The organism is Gemmobacter serpentinus (assembly GCF_008973825.1).
Lineage (GTDB): Bacteria > Pseudomonadota > Alphaproteobacteria > Rhodobacterales > Rhodobacteraceae > Gemmobacter > Gemmobacter serpentinus.
Genome location: NZ_WCHR01000005.1, coordinates 60,251 through 74,177, shown reverse-complemented (window position 1 = coordinate 74,177; position 13,927 = coordinate 60,251). Strand labels below are relative to the sequence as shown.

Sequence of the window (13,927 nt, the reverse complement as noted above, 5' to 3'; positions counted from 1 at the left end):
GAGGACAGCAGGAGGATATCCCATGCGCCTCAAGGTGGCCTTGCAGATGGACCCGATCGGGTCGGTCAATATCAATGCAGACAGCACGTTCCGGATCGCGCTCGAGGCGCAACTGCGCGGGCATGAGCTGTTTTTCTACACGCCGGACAAGCTCGCCTTTGTCGAAGGCCGGGTGACGGCGCGGGGCTTTCCCATTACGCTGCGGCACGAGACTGGCAATCATGTGAGCTATGGGCCGGAGGCCGAGGTTGATCTCGCCGATTTCGACGTGGTCTGGCTGCGCCAGGACCCGCCTTTCGACATGGGCTATATCACCACGACGCATCTGCTCGATATGATCCACCCGAAGACCTTGGTGGTGAATGATCCGTTCTGGGTGCGCAACAGCCCGGAAAAGCTGCTGGTGCTGGGTTTCCCCGATCTGACGCCACCGACCGCCATCGCCCGGGATCTGGACACCATCCGCGCGTTCAAGGCCCGCCATGGCGATATCATCCTCAAGCCGCTTTACGGCAATGGCGGGGCGGGGGTGTTCCGCCTCGACGAGAATGATCGCAACCTGTCCTCGCTTTACGAGTTGTTCACCTCGATGAGCCGCGAACCGATGATTGTGCAGAAGTTCCTGCCCGCCGTGGCCAAAGGCGACAAGCGGGTGATTCTGGTCGATGGTGAGCCGGTCGGGGCCATCAACCGTGTGCCGCAGGCCGGAGAGACCCGTTCGAATATGCATGTCGGTGGCCGTCCGGAAAAGATCGGGCTGACCGAACGCGATCTGGAAATCTGTCGCATCATCGGCCCGGTCCTCAAAGAGAAAGGGCAGATCTTCGTTGGCATCGACGTGATTGGTGATTGGCTGACCGAGATCAACGTGACCTCACCCACCGGCATTCAGGAGTTGGAGCGTTTTGACGGGACCAACACCGCTGCCCGGATATGGGAAGTCATCGAGGCGAAGCGGGCGCGGTAAGCGCCAGGCGATAGCTGACTGCCTCGGCAATATGTGGGCTGCGCAGGATCTCGGATTCCGCCAGATCCGCGATGGTGCGCGCAACGCGCAGGACCCGGTGATAGGCGCGGGCAGAGAGGCCGAAGCGTTCGGCAACCCGCAACAGCAGCGCTCGCCCCTCCCTGTCGGGGCTGGCGATTTCCTCCAGCACCTGGCCTTCCATATCGGCATTGACCCGCATTTCAGGATGCGCCGCAAATCTTCGGTCCTGAATGGCCCGGGCTCTGGCAACACGCCGTGCGATGTCGGCGCTGCTATCGCCAGAGGCAGGAAGGTCCAGGTCGGTGAAGGCCACAGGCGGCACGTCGATGCGCAGATCGAAGCGGTCCATCAGCGGGCCGGAAACGCGGCCTAGATAGTCGTCGCCGCATCCCGGCACCCGGGCGCAAGCGCGAGCCGGGTCCGTCATATAGCCACAGCGACAGGGATTCGCGGCAGCGACCAACAAGAAACGGCTCGGATAGCGGATATGCGCGTTGGCCCGCGCAACAGAGATACTGCCGGTTTCAATGGGCTGCCGCAGGGTCTCGAGAACGGATTGGGAAAACTCCGGCAATTCATCCAGGAACAGCACACCATTATGCGCAAGGCTGATCTCGCCGGGTTTTGCACCCTTGCCGCCGCCGACCATCGCCGCCCGCGAGGCGGTATGATGGGGCTCGCGAAACGGGCGGTCGCGTGAAATCCCCCCTTCGGACAAAAGCCCGGCGAGCGAATGCACCATGGACGTTTCCAGGGCTTCCGCCGCGGAGAGCGGCGGCAAGATGCCGGGGAGGCGCGCGGCAAGCATCGACTTGCCAGAGCCCGGCGTGCCGACCAGCAGCAGGTGATGTCGCCCGGCTGCGGCAATTTCCATGGCGCGCTTTGCACGCTCTTGCCCTTTGACGTCGCGCAGGTCCTTGTCGTGCCTTGCGGGCAAGACCTCGCCGGCTTGCGCGGGCGCGATCACGGTTTGCCCGGTGAAATGCCGCACCGCCTGAGAAAGAGACGAGATGCCAATCACTTGCGTGGCGCCAACCCATGCAGCTTCAGCGCCACAGGTTTCGGGGCAGACAAGGGCCCTGTTCTCTTCGGCGGCGGCGACCGCCGCGGGTAGCGCGCCGATCACCTGAACCAGTCGTCCGTCCAGCGAAAGTTCGCCAAGCGATACAATCGCCTCGATTTCGTCCTGCGGAACGATATCCAATGCGGCCAGCAGCGCCAGCGCGATGGGCAAGTCGAAATGTGAGCCTTCCTTCGGCAGATCGGCGGGCGAAAGGTTGACGGTGATGCGGCGCGAAGGCAGCGCAATCGACATGGCGGCGAGGGCTGCGCGCACCCGTTCCTTCGCCTCGGTCACCGCCTTGTCGGGCAGGCCCACCACCGAGAATGATGGCAGGCCCGCAGAGAGCGCACATTGCACCTCCACCATGCGGGCCTCGACCCCTTCAAATGCGACGGTGAAAGTTCTGCCGATCATGCCAGCCCCGTTCATCTTCAGGAAAGGGCTAGGGTGGATTGGTTTAAGATTGGTTAACTGGCCCTGGCTCAGCCCGCGATCATCGCCATGAAGCGCGGCCAGGCTTCCGGGTCTGCCACCGTCTTGTCGCGACAGAACGTGTTGCAAAAGCCCCAGCGGCGGCCCTCCAACGCCAGGACATGGGTCACCGGCTTGCCGGAGTAGGGGCACGCGGCGTTGATCGAATCGCTGCCGGTCACCGCCTGAGCCGCCCGTGGTTTCGGCCCGGGCCATTCGCGTTGTTGCCAGTCACGGCGGTAGAAATCCTGATCCGCACCATCAACTTGCGCCATCGCGCGCCAGCGGCGAAACGATGGATGGGCCAGATGCGCGGCAACATAGGCGGCAGCATCGGGGCCGACGGGCAGATTGTAGCCCGCGATTCGGGCGGCAACGGGTGCAAAGAACACATCCGCCACCGAATAGTCGCCACAAAGCCAAGGGCCTGTGCTGCCGCTGGCGTCGCGCGCCCATGCCCAGATCGTCTCCAGCCGGGCGAGATCAGCCCGCACCTCGGGCGGCGGCGCACAGTCAACATAGCTGACCCGCAGATTCATCGGACAATACCCGCGCAATGCGGTGAAGCCCGCATGCATTTCGGAGGTCAACATGCGCGCTGTTGCGCGCGCGCGTGGCGCCGCGGGCCAGAGGCCGGAATCGGGGTGCCGGCTCGCCAGTTCCTCGGCAATCGCCAGACTTTCGCCGATGGCGAGACCATCGGGCAGCAAAAGTGCCGGCACGGTCTTTGCCGGAAAGAAATCCTTAAGGAGTTCGGGCAATGCTTCGGTATAGAGCCGGGCCGTGCGCAGGGTGACCGGGATCTGGAAGGCATCGAACAGCAACCAGCCACGGAGGGACCAGCTGGAATAGGCACGATCGCCGGTGGCAAGGATATAGGACATGCGGGGCTCCTGAGATTTGTCACAGGCTAGCAATCCCCGGAAAGGAGCGGAAACACTGATTTGTGCGGAAAAACATCAGGGTCTGTGATTGATCCAGCGTGGCGCTATGCTGGTGTCACGCGTCAGGCAAGTGACCGAAAGCGGATCGATCTTTTGCGCCAGAACGGTTTTGGCGTCGGTGGCAAGGCTTTGTTGCAGCCGTGTCAGAATGACGCCGAAATGGGCCACTACGATGATGTCGGGCAGCCTGAGTGCGTCAAGACGGCTGATCGCCCGATCCACGCGGGCGGCGGCGGCATTCCAGCTTTCTCCCCCGGGCGGCGCAATATCGCCCGGTTCCTCCCAGTATCGGCGGGAGAGCTCGGGATCGGTGGCGGCAATTTGCTGGTGGGGCTGGCCATCCCAGAGGCCAAAATTGAACTCCCGCAGGTCTGCATCCGGTGATCGGCGCGGACGAGCCCCGGCGATGGCATCAGCGGTTTGGCGCGCGCGCAGCAGATCGGAGGAAATGACGGGTGCCATGGGCAGGAAGGCGCGCAGCCGCGCAAGTGCTGCGTGGTCAGACAGATCGGCGGGCACATCGCGCCAACCGCAAATCGTGCTCTGATGGGTGGGGCCATGGCGCAGCCACCAATATCGGGTCAGCATGGCATCTGCCCCTTCAGGACAAGGGGCAGTCCGGCCATCACGGCCAGCACCAAACCGGCCTCGACTGCCAGATGTTGATTCAGGCGGCCCTGTTCATCGCGAAAGCGGCGGGCGAGCGCGTTGTCGGGCACGATGCTCCAGCCAACCTCGTTGCTGACAAGGATGACCGGGGCCGGGCAGGCGGCAAGGGCCCTGGTCAGCGCCGCAATCTCCGCAGGCAAATCCGCCTCGGCCAGCATGAGATTGCTGAGCCAGAGCGTGGCGCAATCGATCAGAACCACCTCATCGGCGGTGACGGAGGCCAAAGCGACGGGCAGATCGCGGGGGGCTTCCAGATTGCGCCAGTCAGTGCCGCGATCCCGTTGGTGTTGCGCAATGCGGGCGCGCATTTCGTCATCCCAGGGCGCGGCAGTGGCGATATAGACCTTCGGGCGCTGGCTGGCGCGGGCCAATGCCTCGGCATGTCGCGACTTGCCGGATCGCGCGCCGCCCAGGACGAGAGACAGTTTCGGCAGCCGAACGTTGTTTGCGTCAAGCTTGACGAAAGGGGGGGACGGGGTTTGCGGCATCAGGGCCTCGCGTCATTCGGGGTGCGGTGGTGATATCGGGTGCGGTCAGGCGCGCCAAGCCCATCCTGGCCCGGCACCGAGGTTGAGTTTCTCCGCGTCGCCGCCTACAGCTAGCACAACGGCTGGAGGTTTCGATGCTGTCAGGCAAGCGCGTTCTTCTGATGATCGGCGGCGGCATCGCGGCCTATAAATCGCTGGAACTGATCCGGCGACTGCGCGACCGGGGTGCTGCGGTGACCCCGGTGCTGACCCGCGCAGGCGCTGAATTTGTCACTCCGCTCTCGGTCTCCGCCCTTGCGGGGGAGCGGGTGCATCAGGATCTGTTCGATCTGACGACCGAGGCCGAGATCGGCCATATCCAGTTGAGCCGCAGCGCCGATCTGATCGTCGTGGCCCCGGCCACTGCCGATTTCATCGCCAAGGCGGCGCAAGGGCGGGCGGATGACCTGGCCTCGACGCTGCTGGTGGCAACCGATACGCCGGTGCTGCTGGCACCTGCGATGAATGTGAGGATGTGGACGCATCCCGCGACGCAACGCAATCTGACACAGTTGCAGGCCGACGGGCTGCGTCTTGTCGGCCCGAATGACGGCTCCATGGCATGTGGCGAGTTTGGGCCCGGCCGTATGGCGGAACCTGCGGAGATTCTGGCCGCGATCGAGGCGGCCCTTGCGGTGGGGCCGCTGCAGGGGCGGCATGTTCTGGTGACCTCTGGCCCGACGCATGAGCCGATCGATCCGGTGCGCTATATCGCCAACCGTTCCTCGGGCGCGCAGGGCACAGCGATTGCGGCGGCGCTGCGGGATCTTGGCGCGCGGGTCAGCTTTGTCAGCGGTCCGGCTACGGTGCCGCCGCCGGAAGGCGTGACCGTGATCCGGGTGGAGACGGCGCAGCAGATGGCGGCAGCGGTGCAAGCCGCATTGCCCGCCGATGCGGCGGTCTTTGCTGCGGCCGTTGCCGATTGGCGTATTGCCAATGCGGCGGGGCAAAAGATGAAGAAAGACGGATCCGGCCGGGCCCCTGCGCTGGAATTTGCGGAGAACCCCGACATTCTGGCGACGGTGTCGCGCATGAAGGCGGGGCGGCCAAGGCTGGTGGTGGGCTTTGCCGCCGAGACCGAGACGGTGGTGGAGCACGCGACTGCCAAGCGTGCGCGCAAGGGCTGCGACTGGATCCTGGCCAATGATGTGAGCCCCGCGACCGGGGTCATGGGCGGTTCCGAGAATGCCGTGGTGCTGATTACGCAAGCAGGTGCCGAGGCTTGGCCGCGCATGGGCAAGGATGCGGTGGCGCGTCGTCTGGCCGCGCGGATTGCAGCCGAGATCGGCTGAACCTGCCTATTCCACCGGGTAGCCCTATTCCACCGGGCAGCCGATGACCTCGATCGCGCGGCCCTGGCCGAGCACGGTCAGGCGCAGCGCGTCTGCGCGCAGGGCATAGGTCTTGCCGGGGCCGGGCACCAGATCGGCGCTGGCCTCCAGCTGGTCCCCCACGCGCGCGATGATTGCATCCGACACCCAGACCGGGTCGGCGGGCTCCATCACCACGGTTTCGGGGCCGGGACCCGCCGGCAGCGTCATCGTCGCGCTGACGCGCAACCCGTCGCTGATCGGGGTGATGCTGCAGCGCAGCCCGCTCAATCCCGCGCTTGCGGCGTCCATCGGCCCGGCCGCAAGGGCCGCGGCAATGGCGGGGTCGGGGGCTTCGGCCCGCGGCAGCGCGGCGGCCAGAGCCAGATGGGCCGGCATACAGATATCGTTGCACACACCCAAGGCAATATCGGCCTCAAGCGTAACCTGTGCCGCCGGATCAAGCGGTGTGACCTCGACCGGCAGCACCACCTCATGGCGATAGCCGATGGTTTGCATCCCTTGAAAATCAAACACTTCCGGGCGCGGCCAATGCACCTTGACCGAAGCCGCATTGCGCGATCGCGACCAGTCAAACTCTGGCGGAAGGCCCGCATCCCCGGGGTTGCGCCAATAGGTCTTCCAGTCGGGGGCAAGTTGCAGATGAAGCGCGGCCATCTGCCGTCCATCCGCCATCCGCCAGCCCGGGCGCAACTCTGCGCGCAGGATATCTTCCTGATGCAAGACCTGTGCCGAGGCGGCGCAAACCGTAGCGGCCAGCATGAGGCAGGAAAGGGCGGGGGCGGTATGTGTCATGGGGCCACCATATTCAGGCCCGTGCCTGAGGGAAATCACATTCCGGCGAAGCCGCCGCGAGCGGGCCTTGCTGTGCCCTCTGGGGCGCAACGACCGGTCTCGCGCGGCATCGCATATGCGTGAGCAGCCATGACAAGGGTTGAGGCTGCGCGGCGCAAGGGCCATATTTTGCGGGAAAGAGAGGGTTTGATGGATCTCAATGGTTCGATCCTGATTGCGATGCCGGGGCTTGGCGATCCGCGCTTTGAGAAAAGCGTGATCCTGATCTGCGCCCATGGCGCGGATGGGGCGATGGGGTTGATTCTGAACAAACCCTCGCAGGATCTGGATTTTCCAGAACTTCTGGATCATCTGTCGATCCCGCTTGCGCCGCAGGGCCGCGATATCCGGGTGCATTTTGGCGGCCCGGTAGAGCGCGGGCGCGGCTTCGTTCTGCATTCCAACGATTATCATGCCGAGGTGGGCACGATGGCGGTCGCGGGCGGGCTTGCGATGACCGCAACGCTCGACATTCTGCAAGAGCTGGCGCAGGGCGGCGGCCCGCGCGAGGCGCTGCTGGCGCTTGGATATGCCGGATGGGGACCCGGGCAGCTTGAGGACGAGATTGCCCGCAATGATTGGCTGACTGCGGTGCCGCCGGTGGGATTGGTGTTCAGTCCTGACGATGGTGGCAAATGGGCGATGGCCCTGCGCGGGATGGGAATTGATCCGTTGCTGCTGTCATCTGCGGCCGGTCGGGCCTGAAGGCCGAAAGCTGAACGGGGCAATGGCCTGTCACGGCTTGGCGGGGCTCAAAGCCAGCGGTCGCGCCCTGTGCCCACCGCATCGCTGATCCGGGCAAATCCCTCGCGCGCGGCAATGGCATCCACGCCGCGGGCCAGGCGTGCGGCCAGCGACAGGCCCTCATAGACCATGGCAGTATAAACCTGCACGGCTGTGGCACCGGCGCGGATCTTTTCCCAGGCCTGTTCAGGGCTGGAGACCCCGCCAACCCCCACAAGCGGCAGCTTGCCCTCGGTCAGCTTGGACAGTTGTGCCAACACGCGGGTAGATTTTTCGAACAATGGCGCGCCCGAAAGCCCGCCCGCCTGCGCCTTATGTGCAGATTTCAAACCTTCGCGCGAAAGCGTCGTGTTGGTTGCAATGATCCCGTCAATGCCCGAGGTCAGCGCCACCTCGGCAACATCGGCGATTTCCTCCGGGGCCAGATCCGGGGCGATCTTCAGGAAAATCGGGATCGGACGTTCCAATTGCGCCCGCGTTTCCATCACGCCCGACAGCAGGGCTGACAGCGCCGCACGTCCCTGCAGATCGCGCAGCTTCTCGGTATTGGGCGAGCTGACATTGACCGTGGCGAAATCGATATGCGGTCCGCAGGTTGCCAGAACCTCGACGAAATCGGCGGCGCGGTCGCTGCTGTCCTTGTTGGCACCAAGATTCAGCCCCACCGGCACCGGCGATTTCGGGCGCAGCGCCAGGCGCGGCGACAGGGCGCAGGCCCCTTCATTGTTGAAGCCGAAACGGTTGATCGCGGCGCGATCTTCGGTCAGGCGAAACAGCCGCGGCTTGGCATTGCCGGGTTGCGGGCGCGGGGTGGCGGCACCGACCTCCAGAAACCCGAAGCCCGAGCGCAGCAGCGGTGCCAGCGCCACGGCATTCTTGTCATAGCCCGCCGCCAGCCCGACCGGGTTGGGCAGCACCATCCCGGCAAGCCGGGTCTCCAGCCGGGGCGAAGTGATGACGCCCGGCAGCGGCACAAGCCCCGCGCGCAGCGCGGTCAGCGACAGGGCATGGGCGCGCTCCGGGTCGCAGCGGTGCAGGGCGCGCAGGCCGATGGTCTCAAGCAGGCTCAAATGACACCTTCGGGAAAGATATGGCCGGATATGCCCAGAGGCAGCGATTTGTCCCAAAGCACGTCCCGCAGATCCAGCGCCCGGTAAAGATGCGGAAACAGCGCCCCCCCGCGCGAGGGTTCCCATTTCAGATCGGGGCCAAGCCCTTCGGTTCGCACCGCCAGAAGCACCAGATCGCTTTCCGTGCTGAACCATTTGGCGGCAGTTTCGGCCACCTGCGCTGCGGTCGAGAAATGGATATAGCCGTCTGCAAGATCGATCGGCGCACCAAGGGTTCTGCCCGCGGCGCGAAATTCATCCCATTCGGGGCGGCGGAGGATCTTGTAAATCAGCATGTGGCCTTCCTGCCGCACTCAAGCGCAAAGGTCAATCCTTGGGCGCAGGCGGCGGAAAGGTGCCGATTGTCACGCCCGTGTGACCAGAAGCCGCCAATCTGCGGGTCTCGGGCTTTGACTGGCCGCGCGAACACCGCCAGTCTGAGCCAGTCAGTCTAGAATGGAGACGTTTATGTCAGCGAAATTTCTTCTTTCCGCAGCGGTGCTTGCGCTTGGCGCGGGCAGCGCGCAGGCCGATTACACCCTGCATGTGCTGCATATCAACGATTTTCACAGCCGGATCGAGCCGGTGAACAAATTCGACAGCACCTGCACCGAAAAGGACGCGGCCGAGGATGGCTGCTTCGGTGGCGTGGCGCGGGTCAAGGCCAAGATTGACGAATTGCGCGACGGGATCAAGGCCGCGGGCGGCAATGTCATCGTGCTGGATGCGGGCGACCAGTCGCAAGGCAGCCTGATGTTCACCACCTATCGCGGCGTGGCCGAGGCGGAGTTCATGTCGGCGATTGCGTTTGACGCGATGGCGCTTGGCAATCATGAGTTTGACAATGGCCCCGAAGGCGTGTTGCCGTTCTTGGACAAGGCCAAGACGCAGATCCTGTCGGGCAATCTGGATGTCAGCCAGAACAACCTTCTGGCGGGCCGGGTGAAGAAACACACGATCCTTGAGGTGGGCGGCGAAAAGATCGGCATCGTCTCGGCTTTGGCGACTGATACGCCGGAAACCTCTTCCCCCGGTGCAAGCGTGATCTTTCATGACGATATCGACAGCCTGAAGGGTGATGTTGCGGAACTGGAGGCGGCGGGCGTCACCAAGATCATCGCGCTGACCCATGTGGGCTATAATCGTGACCAGCAGATCGCGGCAGAGGTGCCGGGGATTGATGCGATTGTCGGGGGCCATTCCCACACGTTGTTGTCCAATACCGATGAAAAGGCGGTTGGCCCTTATCCGACCATGGTCGGTGCGGTGCCGGTGGTGACGGCCTATGCCTATTCCAAATATCTCGGCCATCTGGAACTGACCTTCGATGATGCGGGCGTCTTGAAAGAGGCCAAGGGCGCGCCGGTCCTGCTGGATCAATCCGTTACCCCCGATCCGGTGCTTGAGGCCAAGGTCAAGGAACTGGCCGGTCCTATCGAGGAGCTGAAGACCAAGGTTGTGGCAGAGACCACCGCGGCCATCGACGGCACGCGCGAGACCTGCCGCGCCGGGGAATGTGCCATGGGCAATCTCGTGGCTGAGGCGATGCTGGATCGGGTGAAGGCGCAGGGCGCGCAGATCGCGATCACCAATGGCGGCGGTTTGCGGGCCGGGATCGATGCGGGGCCGGTGACCATGGGCGAGGTGCTGACGGTGCTGCCGTTCCAGAACACGCTGTCCACTTTCACCGTGACCGGCGAGATGGTCCAACAGGCGCTGGAAAACGGGGTGAGCCAGCTTGAGGATGGCGGTGGCCGCTTCCCGCAGGTTGCCGGCATGAAATACAGCTTTGATCCGGCGGCGCCGGTGGGCAGCCGCATCTCTGATGTGCTGGTGCAAGAAGGCGATGCCTTCGTGCCGCTGGACCCGGCAAAGTCCTATCTGGCGGTGTCGAACAATTATGTCCGGGGCGGTGGCGATGGCTACAAGATGTTCATCAATGCCGCAAATCCCTATGATTTCGGGCCTGATCTGGCCGATGTGACGGCGGAGTATCTGATGCAGAACGCGCCCTATACGCCCTTCACCGATGGGCGCATCACCCGCAAGTAAGGGCGATCCCAGAAGCGAAAAGGCCCGGTGCGGATGCGCCGGGCCTTGTTCATTGGGGCCTTGTTCATTCGGGGCTGTGATCCGGCCCGGGCCCGGCCTGCGCCGGGGCGCAGATCAGCCCTGCTTCTTGGCCTCGGAGGCGGCTTTCAGCCGGGCCAGCAGTGTGGCCTTGTCATCCTTTGAGCCGAAAGGGTTTGCCTTGTTGCCCTTTTGATTGTGTTCGCGATGCTTGGTGGGGGCCTTCTTGGCACCGCCGGTGCCGCCCGATTTGCTGTAATCCATGTTCAATCCCGTACCAGTCTTGCCTTGCCATAGATGGTGTCCATGGCGACCTCAACCACCCGCATCATGCCGCCCGCCGGTTCATAGCTCACCGTGAAGGGGAAACGGGTCTTTTCTGACATATCCTTGGGCGAAAAGCCGGCGACCCGGCGATATTCGCCGTTGCAGGTAACCTTGCCCGCCTTTTCAGCCCGGCCCGACAGGATCAGCTTGCTGGCGCGCCGCCCGTCAAACATGTTCAGGTTGACCTTGCATTCCTGCCCCGGTGCCACATCGCGCAGCGTGGCAAACATCGCGGTCAGCGGATCCACCGTGCCCTTTTGCCCCGCCGGGTCGATATCCCAGGGTTTCGGCTCGCGCTCAGACGATTCCTGCACGCTCGGCACGCCTTTTTGCCAGGTCATCGAGGATTTCGACTGCCGCTTGCCGGTATTGGCATCCTCGGCATAGCTCGATGCCACATAGGTGCCCTTCGCGGTGATGCTGCCTTTGGCGGTGGCATCATAGCGCACCTTTTTCAGCAGCGCGGCAAGGCCCGAGGTTTTCAGCACGCCGCGCACCGCATAGGCCCCACCGGGCGCGCCGTCGCCGCTCCAGCTCAGCGTGCCGGCCGATATCCCCTTGAGAACCAGCGTGAAACGCCCATCCTCGGCCTGCGCGGCCCCCGCTGTCAGGGCTGCCAGCATCCCTGCCATGATCCAACGTCTTGCCCGCATCACCCGCACTCCAAGATCAGACCTGCGACCATGCGTCGCCTTTGCCCACTGGAATATAATGTTCGTCTCGGGCATTACAGCCTGCATATGCCCGGATCGGCTGCACGATGCCGAACCCGTGATGCCAGATGCCCCGAACCGCCGGAGGAGCCGCATGGATGTTACACCCCCCGCACAATCCGTGATCGACACGGACACGCTTGCCGGGGCCGTGCGCGCGGGCGAACGCCGGGCGCTGGCCCGCGCCATCACGCTGGTCGAAAGCGCGCGCGACGATCATCGTGCGGCGGCGCGCGCACTGGTGGCCGAGCTGTCGAAATCCGGGCGGCAGGCCCTGCGCATCGGGCTTTCCGGAACGCCGGGGGTGGGGAAATCCACCTTCATCGAATCCTTTGGCTGTTTTCTGACCGCGCAAGGGCTGCGGGTGGCGGTGCTGGCGGTCGATCCGTCCTCGGCGCGTTCGGGTGGCTCCATCCTTGGCGACAAGACCCGGATGGAACGGCTCAGCCGAGATCCGCTGGCCTTCATCCGTCCCTCGCCCTCACGCACACATCTGGGGGGCGTGGCACGCCGCACGCGTGAGGCGGTGGCGCTGTGCGAGGCGGCAGGCTTTGACATTGTGCTGATCGAGACCGTGGGCGTCGGCCAGTCCGAGACCATGGTGGCCGAAATGTGCGATCTGTTTCTGCTGCTGCTGGCACCTGCGGGTGGGGATGAATTGCAGGGCGTCAAACGCGGCATCATGGAAATGGCCGACCTCATTCTGGTGAACAAGGCCGATGGCGATCTGAAACCTGCCGCGATGCGCACCCGCGCCGATTATGCCGGTGCATTGCGTCTGCTGCGCCGCCGCCCGCAAGACCCGGATGGCTTCCCCAAGGCGCTGTCGGTCTCGGCGCTGGAGGAAGACGGGTTGGCCACCGCCTGGGAGGAGATGCAGTTTCTGGCGCAATGGCGGCGCGATCATGGCCATTGGCAATCGCGCCGGGCGATGCAGGCCCGCCACTGGTTCGAGGAAGAGGTGCGCCACAGCCTGCTGGCCCGCCTGACAAGGGAACCCTTGAAGGGTGTGATGGAACATCTGGGCACGCTGGTCGGGCAGGGGGCCCGCACCCCGGACGAGGCTGCGGCGGAACTTCTGGCCCATATGGGGCGCTGATGCCCGCCCGCATCACCGATGCGGCAAGTCTGGCGGCGGTGCTGCCGAAGCTGCTGGGCCACGATCTGGTGCCGCGCGATCAGGCGCGACTTATGGCCGATTGCTTGGCTACGCCGCTTGGCCCGATGATCGCGGTCTCGGATGGTGCGGGTCTGCTGCTGCTGGAATTCACCGAACGCGACCGGCTGCTGCGCGAGTTGCGCCAACTCTCCCTCCACGCCAAGGCGCGGATCGCCGTCGGGCCCGATGCGGTGACCGCGCGGCTGGAGGGCGCGCTCAACGGCTATTTCGCGGGGCAGGGCCTGCCAGACCTGCCACTTGTCCCGCTTGGCACGCCGTTTCAGCAGGCGGTGTGGCGGGCCTTGCAGGCAATCCCGGCAGGTCGCACCACCACCTATGGTGCGCTGGCCGCCAGCCTTGGCCGCTCTGATGCCGTTCGGGCGGTGGCTGCGGCCAACGGGGCCAATCCGTTGGCGATCCTGGTGCCCTGTCATCGTGTGGTGGCGGCGGATGGCAAGCTGACCGGCTATGGGGCCGGGCTTTGGCGCAAGGCCGCATTGCTGGGCCTTGAATCCGGCGCAGGCATTTCGCGTGAATCGCTTGACGGCGGGGGGGAATCCGCCTAAACGGCGTCGATGGAATTCGGAACCTGCCACCGGGCGGGCTCCATGGTGTTACTCCGGGCCGCCGCCTTTCAGCAAGGGTCCGAAAGACAAGGAACAAGACGATGTCGCGCGTCTGCGAACTGAGCGGAAAAGGCCCGATGGTTGGCAACACCATCAGCCATGCCAACAACAAATCCAAGCGGCGCTTCCTGCCGAACCTGAACGACGTGACCCTGATGTCCGACATCCTGGGCCAATCGTTCAAGCTGCGCGTCTCGGCTCATGCCCTGCGCACTGTCGATCACCGTGGCGGTCTGGACGCGTTCCTCGCCAAGTCGAAAGACGAAGAGCTGTCGGACAAGGCGCTGAAAATCAAGAAAGACATCGCCAAGGCCCAGGCTGCTGCCTGATCGCCCGACGCGGTACTGATGCA

The 13,927-nt window shown here is 64.4% G+C and carries 16 protein-coding genes; 7 read left to right on the top strand and 9 right to left on the bottom strand.

Annotated features, from left to right (window positions below; genetic code table 11):
• The first annotated feature begins 22 nt into the window (after positions 1-22).
• Positions 23-967 carry a glutathione synthase gene (gene gshB, locus GBJ34_RS02680; protein WP_151717712.1) on the top strand — a complete coding sequence of 315 codons (945 nt, stop codon included), beginning with the start codon at positions 23-25 and terminating at the stop codon, positions 965-967.
• On the opposite strand, the gene GBJ34_RS02675 is transcribed toward gshB, so the two are convergent.
• The 4 genes from GBJ34_RS02675 to cobU form a co-directional block, all read right to left on the bottom strand.
• On the bottom strand, positions 942-2,465 hold the full coding sequence (locus GBJ34_RS02675) for a YifB family Mg chelatase-like AAA ATPase (protein WP_151717711.1): 1,524 nt from the start codon (positions 2,463-2,465) through the stop codon (positions 942-944). The genes gshB and GBJ34_RS02675 overlap by 26 nt on opposite strands.
• A 68-nt stretch (positions 2,466-2,533) precedes the next feature.
• Positions 2,534-3,406 carry a glutathione S-transferase gene (locus GBJ34_RS02670; RefSeq protein WP_151717710.1) on the bottom strand — a complete coding sequence of 291 codons (873 nt, stop codon included), beginning with the start codon at positions 3,404-3,406 and terminating at the stop codon, positions 2,534-2,536.
• Between the two features lie 75 nt (positions 3,407-3,481).
• Positions 3,482-4,054 carry a histidine phosphatase family protein gene (locus tag GBJ34_RS02665; RefSeq protein ID WP_404811391.1) on the bottom strand — a complete coding sequence of 191 codons (573 nt, stop codon included), beginning with the start codon at positions 4,052-4,054 and terminating at the stop codon, positions 3,482-3,484.
• Positions 4,048-4,623: a bifunctional adenosylcobinamide kinase/adenosylcobinamide-phosphate guanylyltransferase gene (gene cobU / locus GBJ34_RS02660; RefSeq protein WP_151717709.1), complete on the bottom strand. Its 576-nt coding sequence runs from the start codon at positions 4,621-4,623 to the stop codon at positions 4,048-4,050. The genes GBJ34_RS02665 and cobU overlap by 7 nt, the downstream gene beginning before the upstream one ends.
• 134 nt (positions 4,624-4,757) lie before the next feature.
• On the opposite strand from cobU, the gene coaBC reads away from it, so the two are divergent.
• A complete protein-coding gene (coaBC, locus tag GBJ34_RS02655) occupies positions 4,758-5,954 on the top strand; it encodes a bifunctional phosphopantothenoylcysteine decarboxylase/phosphopantothenate--cysteine ligase CoaBC (protein WP_151717708.1) in 1,197 nt (398 codons plus the stop codon).
• Positions 5,955-5,978: 24 nt separating this feature from the next.
• On the opposite strand, the gene GBJ34_RS02650 is transcribed toward coaBC, so the two are convergent.
• The gene (locus tag GBJ34_RS02650; protein WP_151717707.1) at positions 5,979-6,788 is read right to left on the bottom strand and encodes a protein-disulfide reductase DsbD domain-containing protein; all 810 of its coding nucleotides are present in this window, start codon (positions 6,786-6,788) and stop codon (positions 5,979-5,981) included.
• Positions 6,789-6,977: 189 nt separating this feature from the next.
• Here GBJ34_RS02650 and GBJ34_RS02645 point away from each other — a divergent pair, with 189 nt between their 5' ends.
• Entirely contained in the window at positions 6,978-7,532 is a 555-nt protein-coding gene (locus tag GBJ34_RS02645; protein WP_151717706.1) for a YqgE/AlgH family protein, read from the top strand.
• Between the two features lie 47 nt (positions 7,533-7,579).
• On the opposite strand, the gene GBJ34_RS02640 is transcribed toward GBJ34_RS02645, so the two are convergent.
• Both GBJ34_RS02640 and GBJ34_RS02635 read right to left on the bottom strand, forming a co-directional pair.
• Positions 7,580-8,641 carry a quinone-dependent dihydroorotate dehydrogenase gene (locus tag GBJ34_RS02640; RefSeq protein WP_151717705.1) on the bottom strand — a complete coding sequence of 354 codons (1,062 nt, stop codon included), beginning with the start codon at positions 8,639-8,641 and terminating at the stop codon, positions 7,580-7,582.
• Complete coding sequence (locus GBJ34_RS02635; RefSeq protein WP_151717704.1) at positions 8,638-8,976, bottom strand: DUF952 domain-containing protein; 339 nt, start codon at positions 8,974-8,976, stop codon at positions 8,638-8,640. Before GBJ34_RS02635 ends, GBJ34_RS02640 begins: the two co-directional genes overlap by 4 nt.
• Before the next feature lie 172 nt (positions 8,977-9,148).
• Between GBJ34_RS02635 and GBJ34_RS02630 the strand changes: the two genes are divergently transcribed.
• Positions 9,149-10,732 (top strand): bifunctional metallophosphatase/5'-nucleotidase, encoded by a 1,584-nt coding sequence (locus tag GBJ34_RS02630; RefSeq protein WP_151717703.1) that lies wholly within the window; start codon positions 9,149-9,151, stop codon positions 10,730-10,732.
• Between the two features lie 114 nt (positions 10,733-10,846).
• Here the strand turns inward: GBJ34_RS02630 and GBJ34_RS20440 are convergent, their stop codons facing one another.
• Both GBJ34_RS20440 and GBJ34_RS02625 read right to left on the bottom strand, forming a co-directional pair.
• Complete coding sequence (locus tag GBJ34_RS20440; protein ID WP_192931088.1) at positions 10,847-11,014, bottom strand: hypothetical protein; 168 nt, start codon at positions 11,012-11,014, stop codon at positions 10,847-10,849.
• A gap of 2 nt (positions 11,015-11,016) precedes the next feature.
• Positions 11,017-11,730: a DUF3108 domain-containing protein gene (locus tag GBJ34_RS02625; RefSeq protein ID WP_226341020.1), complete on the bottom strand. Its 714-nt coding sequence runs from the start codon at positions 11,728-11,730 to the stop codon at positions 11,017-11,019.
• A gap of 154 nt (positions 11,731-11,884) precedes the next feature.
• Here GBJ34_RS02625 and meaB point away from each other — a divergent pair, with 154 nt between their 5' ends.
• From meaB to rpmB, 3 genes are all read left to right on the top strand, one after another.
• A complete protein-coding gene (meaB, locus tag GBJ34_RS02620) occupies positions 11,885-12,889 on the top strand; it encodes a methylmalonyl Co-A mutase-associated GTPase MeaB (RefSeq protein WP_151717702.1) in 1,005 nt (334 codons plus the stop codon).
• On the top strand, positions 12,889-13,515 hold the full coding sequence (locus tag GBJ34_RS02615; protein WP_151717701.1) for a methylated-DNA--[protein]-cysteine S-methyltransferase: 627 nt from the start codon (positions 12,889-12,891) through the stop codon (positions 13,513-13,515). The genes meaB and GBJ34_RS02615 overlap by 1 nt, the downstream gene beginning before the upstream one ends.
• A 101-nt stretch (positions 13,516-13,616) precedes the next feature.
• Positions 13,617-13,904: a 50S ribosomal protein L28 gene (rpmB, locus tag GBJ34_RS02610; RefSeq protein WP_151717700.1), complete on the top strand. Its 288-nt coding sequence runs from the start codon at positions 13,617-13,619 to the stop codon at positions 13,902-13,904.
• Positions 13,905-13,927 lie beyond the last annotated feature (23 nt).

Excerpts from the sequence above, each read along its gene's own strand:
- gshB (WP_151717712.1), top strand. The coding sequence starts at position 23 with ATGCGCCTCAAGGTGGCCTTGCAGATGGACCCGATCGGGTCGGTCAAT.
- GBJ34_RS02675 (WP_151717711.1), bottom strand. The coding sequence starts at position 2,465 with ATGATCGGCAGAACTTTCACCGTCGCATTTGAAGGGGTCGAGGCCCGC.
- GBJ34_RS02670 (WP_151717710.1), bottom strand. The coding sequence starts at position 3,406 with ATGTCCTATATCCTTGCCACCGGCGATCGTGCCTATTCCAGCTGGTCC.
- GBJ34_RS02665 (WP_404811391.1), bottom strand. The coding sequence starts at position 4,054 with ATGCTGACCCGATATTGGTGGCTGCGCCATGGCCCCACCCATCAGAGC.
- cobU (WP_151717709.1), bottom strand. The coding sequence starts at position 4,623 with ATGCCGCAAACCCCGTCCCCCCCTTTCGTCAAGCTTGACGCAAACAAC.
- coaBC (WP_151717708.1), top strand. The coding sequence starts at position 4,758 with ATGCTGTCAGGCAAGCGCGTTCTTCTGATGATCGGCGGCGGCATCGCG.
- GBJ34_RS02650 (WP_151717707.1), bottom strand. The coding sequence starts at position 6,788 with ATGACACATACCGCCCCCGCCCTTTCCTGCCTCATGCTGGCCGCTACG.
- GBJ34_RS02645 (WP_151717706.1), top strand. The coding sequence starts at position 6,978 with ATGGATCTCAATGGTTCGATCCTGATTGCGATGCCGGGGCTTGGCGAT.
- GBJ34_RS02635 (WP_151717704.1), bottom strand. The coding sequence starts at position 8,976 with ATGCTGATTTACAAGATCCTCCGCCGCCCCGAATGGGATGAATTTCGC.
- GBJ34_RS02630 (WP_151717703.1), top strand. The coding sequence starts at position 9,149 with ATGTCAGCGAAATTTCTTCTTTCCGCAGCGGTGCTTGCGCTTGGCGCG.
- GBJ34_RS20440 (WP_192931088.1), bottom strand. The coding sequence starts at position 11,014 with ATGGATTACAGCAAATCGGGCGGCACCGGCGGTGCCAAGAAGGCCCCC.
- GBJ34_RS02625 (WP_226341020.1), bottom strand. The coding sequence starts at position 11,730 with ATGCGGGCAAGACGTTGGATCATGGCAGGGATGCTGGCAGCCCTGACA.
- meaB (WP_151717702.1), top strand. The coding sequence starts at position 11,885 with ATGGATGTTACACCCCCCGCACAATCCGTGATCGACACGGACACGCTT.
- GBJ34_RS02615 (WP_151717701.1), top strand. The coding sequence starts at position 12,889 with ATGCCCGCCCGCATCACCGATGCGGCAAGTCTGGCGGCGGTGCTGCCG.
- rpmB (WP_151717700.1), top strand. The coding sequence starts at position 13,617 with ATGTCGCGCGTCTGCGAACTGAGCGGAAAAGGCCCGATGGTTGGCAAC.